Annotated in this window: 10 protein-coding genes; all 10 read left to right on the top strand. The window is 54.9% G+C overall.

What is annotated here, in order from left to right; all coding sequences use genetic code 11:
• A partial coding sequence (locus AK963_RS33545; RefSeq protein ID WP_476588286.1) for a hypothetical protein occupies window positions 1-494 on the top strand: 494 nt, incomplete at its 5' end.
• 115 nt (window positions 495-609) lie between these two features.
• Window positions 610-975 carry a hypothetical protein gene (locus AK963_RS24260; RefSeq protein ID WP_066017972.1) on the top strand — a complete coding sequence of 122 codons (366 nt, stop codon included), beginning with the start codon at window positions 610-612 and terminating at the stop codon, window positions 973-975.
• Between the two features lie 3 nt (window positions 976-978).
• Complete coding sequence (locus tag AK963_RS24255; protein WP_066017971.1) at window positions 979-1632, top strand: phage adaptor protein; 654 nt, start codon at window positions 979-981, stop codon at window positions 1630-1632.
• Window positions 1633-1729: 97 nt separating this feature from the next.
• Window positions 1730-2377: a hypothetical protein gene (locus tag AK963_RS24250; protein ID WP_139117627.1), complete on the top strand. Its 648-nt coding sequence runs from the start codon at window positions 1730-1732 to the stop codon at window positions 2375-2377.
• Window positions 2378-2496: 119 nt separating this feature from the next.
• A complete protein-coding gene (locus AK963_RS24245; protein ID WP_066017969.1) occupies window positions 2497-3102 on the top strand; it encodes a hypothetical protein in 606 nt (201 codons plus the stop codon).
• Entirely contained in the window at window positions 3102-3455 is a 354-nt protein-coding gene (locus AK963_RS24240; protein WP_066017968.1) for a hypothetical protein, read from the top strand. The genes AK963_RS24245 and AK963_RS24240 overlap by 1 nt, the downstream gene beginning before the upstream one ends.
• A 27-nt stretch (window positions 3456-3482) precedes the next feature.
• Complete coding sequence (locus tag AK963_RS24235; RefSeq protein ID WP_238593836.1) at window positions 3483-3836, top strand: hypothetical protein; 354 nt, start codon at window positions 3483-3485, stop codon at window positions 3834-3836.
• A gap of 45 nt (window positions 3837-3881) precedes the next feature.
• Complete coding sequence (locus tag AK963_RS24230; protein ID WP_066017966.1) at window positions 3882-4484, top strand: hypothetical protein; 603 nt, start codon at window positions 3882-3884, stop codon at window positions 4482-4484.
• 27 nt (window positions 4485-4511) lie between these two features.
• Complete coding sequence (locus AK963_RS24225; protein WP_066017965.1) at window positions 4512-5276, top strand: hypothetical protein; 765 nt, start codon at window positions 4512-4514, stop codon at window positions 5274-5276.
• Between the two features lie 6 nt (window positions 5277-5282).
• A partial coding sequence (locus AK963_RS24220) for a hypothetical protein (RefSeq protein WP_066017964.1) occupies window positions 5283-6393 on the top strand: 1111 nt, incomplete at its 3' end.

The following is a 6393-nucleotide window of genomic DNA, read 5'->3' as shown; positions in this document are numbered from 1 at the left end:
GCGATGTACTGGGGAATATCTACACCGATGTGCATCCGGACAACAAGATCGACGGCGGTGGTACCGGTGTGGTGGTGGATAAGACCAATGTGCTGGATTACATCGTCGATATGGGCACGCTGCTGGATGAGAAAAACATCCCCGAGTCCAACCGCTGGCTGGTACTGCCACCCTGGGTGTGCGGGATGATCAAGAAGTCCGAGCTGAAAGATGCCTCTCTGGCTGGTGATGGTACCTCCATCATGCGTAATGGCCGACTCGGGATCATCGACCGGTTCACGCTGTATTGCAGTAATAATCTGGCCACTGCGTCGGGAGTGACTCAGTGCCTGGCGGGTGTGAAAGATTTCGCCGGGTTTGCGTCGCAGTTTATCAAGCATGAATCGCTGACGCTGGAGAAGCACTTCGGCATGGGACACCGTGGCCTGCAGGTGTATGGCTATAAGGTGCTGAAGCCGGATGCGGGTGTTCTGCTGGCAGCGAAGCGTTCTTAACTTTTATCGCTGCCCGCCGCCCGCTGCCCGCTTCCCGTACAAGACTCCATTTGTGGTGCTTTTGCGGGGTGCGGGCGGCAGGTAGCGGGAAGCGTTTTTCAGAGGAGCTGAAAAAATGGCATTTAACCTGGAAACCTGCCGCAGCAAAGATGAACTGGAATCGTTTGCCCGGCAGATGTTTAACGTGGAGCTGGACAAGCGCAAGAAGCTGGATGAGTTAAAAAACGAAATACGTCAGCTGATGAACGGTGGCGAACCACTGGAACAACCGGAAGAGCAGGAAGAATTGGAAGCGCCGGAGGTGACTGAGGTGTCCGCCCCGTCGGTTCAGACAGCGCCAGCATCGCAACTACGCCATCGGAAGCCATTGCGGTTTGTACTGAACAAGAACAACCACAGCGTCTTTATCTATAACCCGAGGCTGAAGAAACGAGTAGGCGTGGATCTGGAGTTCTGTGATCAACAGGGTAACCGGCTGTAGGTGATGAAGGTTACCGAGATCATCCAGCGGGTTCGCGACCTGCTTCAGGACAACGCTGCCGTTTCCCGCTGGACCAATGCCAACCTGCTGGATGCCTATAACGAGGCGATACTGGCGGTGGTGCAGAACCGGCCTGATGTGAACTCGCAGTTACTGGCCTTTACCTGTCAGCCTCAGGCGGCGCAGTCGCTGCCGCCTGGCACTTACCGGTTGCTGGATATTGTGGATAACCCATCCACAGGCAGAACAGTGATCGCCACCACCCGCAGCAGCCTCGACAGTCTGTTGCCCAACTGGACGACAGCCACCGGTACGGATGTGGAACAGTTTGTCTACGACCAGAAAAGTCCGTCCGTGTTTTATGTGTACCCTGTGCCCCCGGCGGATCACCCGCTTAATCTGCTGGTCAGCCAGGCACCCGCACGAATAGCCATTACCGATTTTGACACGGATACCCAGTTATTCAGTCTGGATGAACTGTGGATCAACCCGGTGATCAACTACATGCTGTTCAGGGCATTCAGCATGGATATGGAGACAGAGGCCAATATGCAGCAGGCGCAGAGTTATCTGGCCATGTTTGCCAATGACCTGGGGCTGAAGTGGAATGTAGATCAGCTTTTCCGGCAGATGCTACAGGGCAAGGTGGAGGGGTAGTACTGAATCAAGAGGGAGATAACTAAAAATTGAACTTTTGTTTCAATTCTGTGTCTGTTTGGAAATAGAAATTATTTTAAAGTAGATGGAGATAGCAATGAGTTCTATATCAGGTATCGCCTCATCCATAGGCAGCGCTTGTAAAGCAGTGTTTGATTGTGTCACTTACCCATTTCGATGGGCTTTTAATCGGACAGTTTCAGTACTTTCTTCTGTTAAAACGTATCTTTTTGGGGCATCTAAACCTGAGAGCCAAAGCGCAGTACCTCATGAAACACGTGTCAGTGAACGTTCAGTTGGTAGTATGTCAGAACCAACTGTAAGCACAGTTACTTCCGTACCTTCGTCGGATCTGTCAGAGCAAAACGAATTAAAAATAGCGAAAATTAAAGCTCTCGCAACCGATCTGGTGAAGGCAGAGCAAAAAACCGAAGGATTATTAGTGTTTTTGCAAGAGCGGGAAAATCAAAGTACTGAACAACAATTTAACGTCAGGCAGTTAGCTAACAAAGTTACTGACCTAAAAAAACTACACAGAATTGATGAAGACTTGGATAATGACGTCGTTATTTCACCAGATGTTGTCAAAGACAAAGTAGCAGATGTTTTTAAAGTATTGAAGGAAGCTGTCAGCCTTATACAAAAAGATAATTTGAAGACATTGTTGGATCAAAAGCGTTTAGAAAAACTTGATGCACTACTAATCGATATTGACAATGCAAAAGCCAAGCTAAGCGATATATAGGCCAGAAAGGCAGGCCGTAATAATGACCACAATATTTCCAAATGGAATTGTTATAACTTTTGTACTTTCCTCAATTGTGTCGAGGGCATAAGACCTTTTTCCCAAGGACAGCATAGACCATGGAACTGGACGCCTACCTTTCCCGTATACGCCCGTATGCCAAGGGCTGCCCGGATCAGGTGATCCGCAATTACCTGATCATTACCCTGCGGGACATTTGCCACCGGGCCAATATCTGGCGGCACAGTGACAAGCTGTTTATGGTGAAGGGCATTAAGGACTACCCCCTGACTGCACCCACTGGCAGCGAGATAGCCACGGTGCAGAATCTCCTGCGGGAAGACGGCACCCGACTGGAAAGCCGTGACCTGCTGCCGCCTTACCTCGCTTCCGGTACCCCTTATTACTACCGCCATTTTGAAACCGCTGCCCTGAGCGTTGCTCCGATCCCTGACAAGAATGTCATGCACGATATTGAGCTGACATTGATGCCTTCGTTTGCTGCCACAGAAGTACCGGACGAGGTGGGCAACCTGACCCTTGAGTTCGCCTGCTGGGGCGTACTGGCGGATTTGAAGATGATGCCCGATGAGCCGTGGACAAACCCGCAGCTTGGTGAGGTGAACCGGCAGAAGTACGAACGGGAGCTGAATAAAAAACGCATCCGTGGACTGGTGGGCGTCAGTGGTGGTGAGCAGTCGGTGACCCGCAGGCGGTTTGTCTGATGGCCATTCCTGCTTCCACCACCCTGCCTGCCTTTATCCGGGGTGACAGCTATTCCGTGCCGGTGTCGTTCAGTGGTGAGGATGGGACGTCGCTGGACCTGACCGGATGGACGCTGATCTTCACTCTGAAGTTTCACCGGATGCAGCCGGATGACGAAGCCGTGCTGCAAAAACGGATGGCGGTATCCGGCACGTCGGCGGTGATGTACCTGGCACCGGAAGAGACCAATGAGCTGACCCCCTACCGTTACGAGTTTGATGTCCAGGTCACCACGCCCGATGGTCAGGCGGTGTCGACGGTGGCCATCGGAACGGTTGCTGTTCAGGCAGGCGTCACCCACGCATTGAGATAGGAGCCCGCGATGGCCAACGAGACGACGGTGGTTGCCACCCTTGGTAACGGCGTGGCCGTGGTGGCTGCCCAGCAGCAGAGCATTGCCGAAGACCGACAGGCGATCGAGGAAGCCCTGGCCACGGGGTTGCCACAGATCGAAGAGGCAGTGGGGCGTGCTGATGCCCTGTCCAGCTCGCTGTGGGCGATGACCACGGAAAACCGGCAGCTGAACAGCGACATCACCCAGCACCATGGCGATATCCAACGCTGGCACGATGCCCATGAGGCCGACAAGTTGCAACTGACCGCCATGAAAAACGAGATGGAGGTATTGCATGACTCGGTGGCAGACCTGGTGAACCAGAGCCCTGCTGCCAATGTTAATGGCGGTTATTTCTGACCGCTTTTTCCCCTGAACCGTCATAGATAGACAGGAGCGTCAACCATGGCGAACACCATTCAGATCAAACGCAGTGCCATTACCAACACCCCGGCCAGCCTGGCGGAAGGGGAGCTGGCCTACTCGGAAGCCTCCGGGTATCTGTTTATCGGTGAAACCGATGGCTCCGTGACCGCCGTTGGCGGTGAAACGGTGGTCACCAAACTGGCCGGGATCGACGATAACGCCAATAACTACAGTCTGCCCACGGCCTCGGGAGCGACCCTCGGTGGTATCAAGGTGGGTACTGGTCTGGCCATTGATGGCAGCGGTGTGCTGACCGCTACCGGTTCCGGCGGATTGAATGAGGCGCAGGTGGATGCCCGGGTTCAGCTGGGTGTGGATGCCATTGTGGCCGGAGCCCCGGCAGCGCTGGATACCCTGAATGAGCTGGCGGCGGCACTGGGGGATGACCCCGACACCATCAGCAACCTGACCACCCAGATCGGCACCAAACTAGCCAAGTCCTCCAACCTGGCGGATCTGACCAACGCCGCCACTGCCCGGAGTAACCTGGGGCTTGACAGCATGGCGCTTCAGTCTGCGGCCAGTGTCACCATTACCGGTGGTTCGGTGAACGGTGTGGTGCTGGATGGCGGCACCTTCTGATCCGGCAGCAACAAAAGGAATGGGCCTGTGTCCAACACCATCAAACTGAAAAGCTCAGCGACACCCGGCAAGGTCCCGCTGTCGTCCGATCTGGCGTCGGGGGAGGTGGCGATCAATACCGCCGATGGCAAGCTGTTCGCGCTGGTGGGTGGGGTGGTGACCTCATTAACCGTGCCACCGGATCATATTCACACCATTGCTTCAGTAGAGAGCCTTCAGGACATTATTACCGACCTGACCGCACGGATAGAGGCATTGGAGAGCCAGGGCAATAACGCAGAGGAAGACGATATGAAACTGCTCAGTACGGTATCCCAGTCGGGTGTTTCAGAAATGGTGCTGGACATCGGTTTTGATGATGCGCTTTATGGCGGGTATCAGCTGGTCATTAATAACCTCGGGATTGATGACAACGGTGACTACCGGGAGAAAAAACTGGGCATGGCCTTTAAGCAGTCCGATGGCTCCTGGGTAACGGGGTACGGCTGGGCCAATACCTCGGTGATCAAGAGTGACGGGTATACGCTGTCGGGTGGCCAATACTCTGGTTATTCCCTAGTGAATGGTGAGATGGAGTCGGTCTTTCTGTCGGGGACGATGACGATCTCCGTGAACCCGAATGGTAAAGGCTCCTTCACTGCGCATCTGGACAGTGGCAACGGTGACCAGTACATCACGGCAACCCTGTCGGCACCGGTGAGTGGCTCGATCACGGGCATCAAGTTCTACGCGGAAGCCATGAACCAGAACAAACTGGTGGGCACGGTTTCGGTGTACGGCCTGAAAAAATAACCCGCCATGAAACTCGATATCACCTCCTTTACCGGCGAAGTCCCCTGGCTGGACAGCCACCTGCTGGAAGACACCCAGGCTGAAGCCGCCGTTGATTGTCGTTTAACCAACGGCAGTCTGCGAGCCTACTATCAACCCGCCGATGAGCAGGCACTGAACGCAACGCCGCAGTCCATCTACCTCTATCGCAACGAAGGCAACCGGTACTGGTTTGACTGGACTGAAGACGTGGATGTGATCCGTTCTCCGGTGGCTGATGATCCCAATAACCGGGTCTATTACACCGGCACGGTCAAAGGTCCCCGCTACACCGATAACGGCCTTGCCCTCAGTGGTGGCAGTGACTACCCGGTCAATGACCATCAGCTCGGTATGCCGGAGCCGGACGTGGCACCCGTGGTGACCCTCAGTGGTACACCACTGGAGGATGCTCAGGCAGTGGACGCCGAAACTCGCTTCTATACCTACACTTGGGTGGATGAGAACGGACGGGAAGGGCCGCCGTCATTGCCCTCTGGTGCGATCAGCGTACTGCCCGGTGAGACTGTCAACCTGACACTGGCTTCAGGGCCGGGTGCGGTTGACATGAACATTACCCACTTCCGGGTTTACACCAGTACGCAGGTGGGCGTGTATCAGCTCTGCACCCAGATCAACTCTTTACAAGGGAATAGCGGCACCGTAGCCACCGATACCCCGGTGGGCGTCACCAGCGTGGTGGATCAAACCCCCTGGGATCAGCGGGGCGGCATCCTGAAAACCATCGGCTGGATCGCGCCTCCCAACAACCTGCAAGGCATGGTGGTACTGCCCGGTGGTGTTGCCGTTGGATTCTCCGGCAAGGAGCTGATGTTCAGCGAACCCTATCACTTGTACGCATGGCCCGCGGCTTACCGGCTGGCGGTGGAGTATGACATCCAGTCACTGGCGGTAGCCGCCAACAGTGTGATCATCGTCACGGACGGTTATCCCTATGTGGCCTTTGGTACGGAACCCAGTGCCATGACCCTGGAACGGCTGGATACGGCACACGCTTGCATCAGCAAACGCAGCATGGTGGATATGGGGGATATGGCACTTTACGCCTCGCCGGATGGGTTGGTGCGTATCGCTGGCG

It is taken from the genome of Endozoicomonas atrinae, from assembly GCF_001647025.1.
Taxonomy (GTDB): Bacteria; Pseudomonadota; Gammaproteobacteria; order Pseudomonadales; family Endozoicomonadaceae; genus Endozoicomonas; species Endozoicomonas atrinae.
The sequence above is the reverse complement of the archived record's forward strand: the minus strand, read 5'-3'. Positions and strand labels throughout refer to the sequence as shown.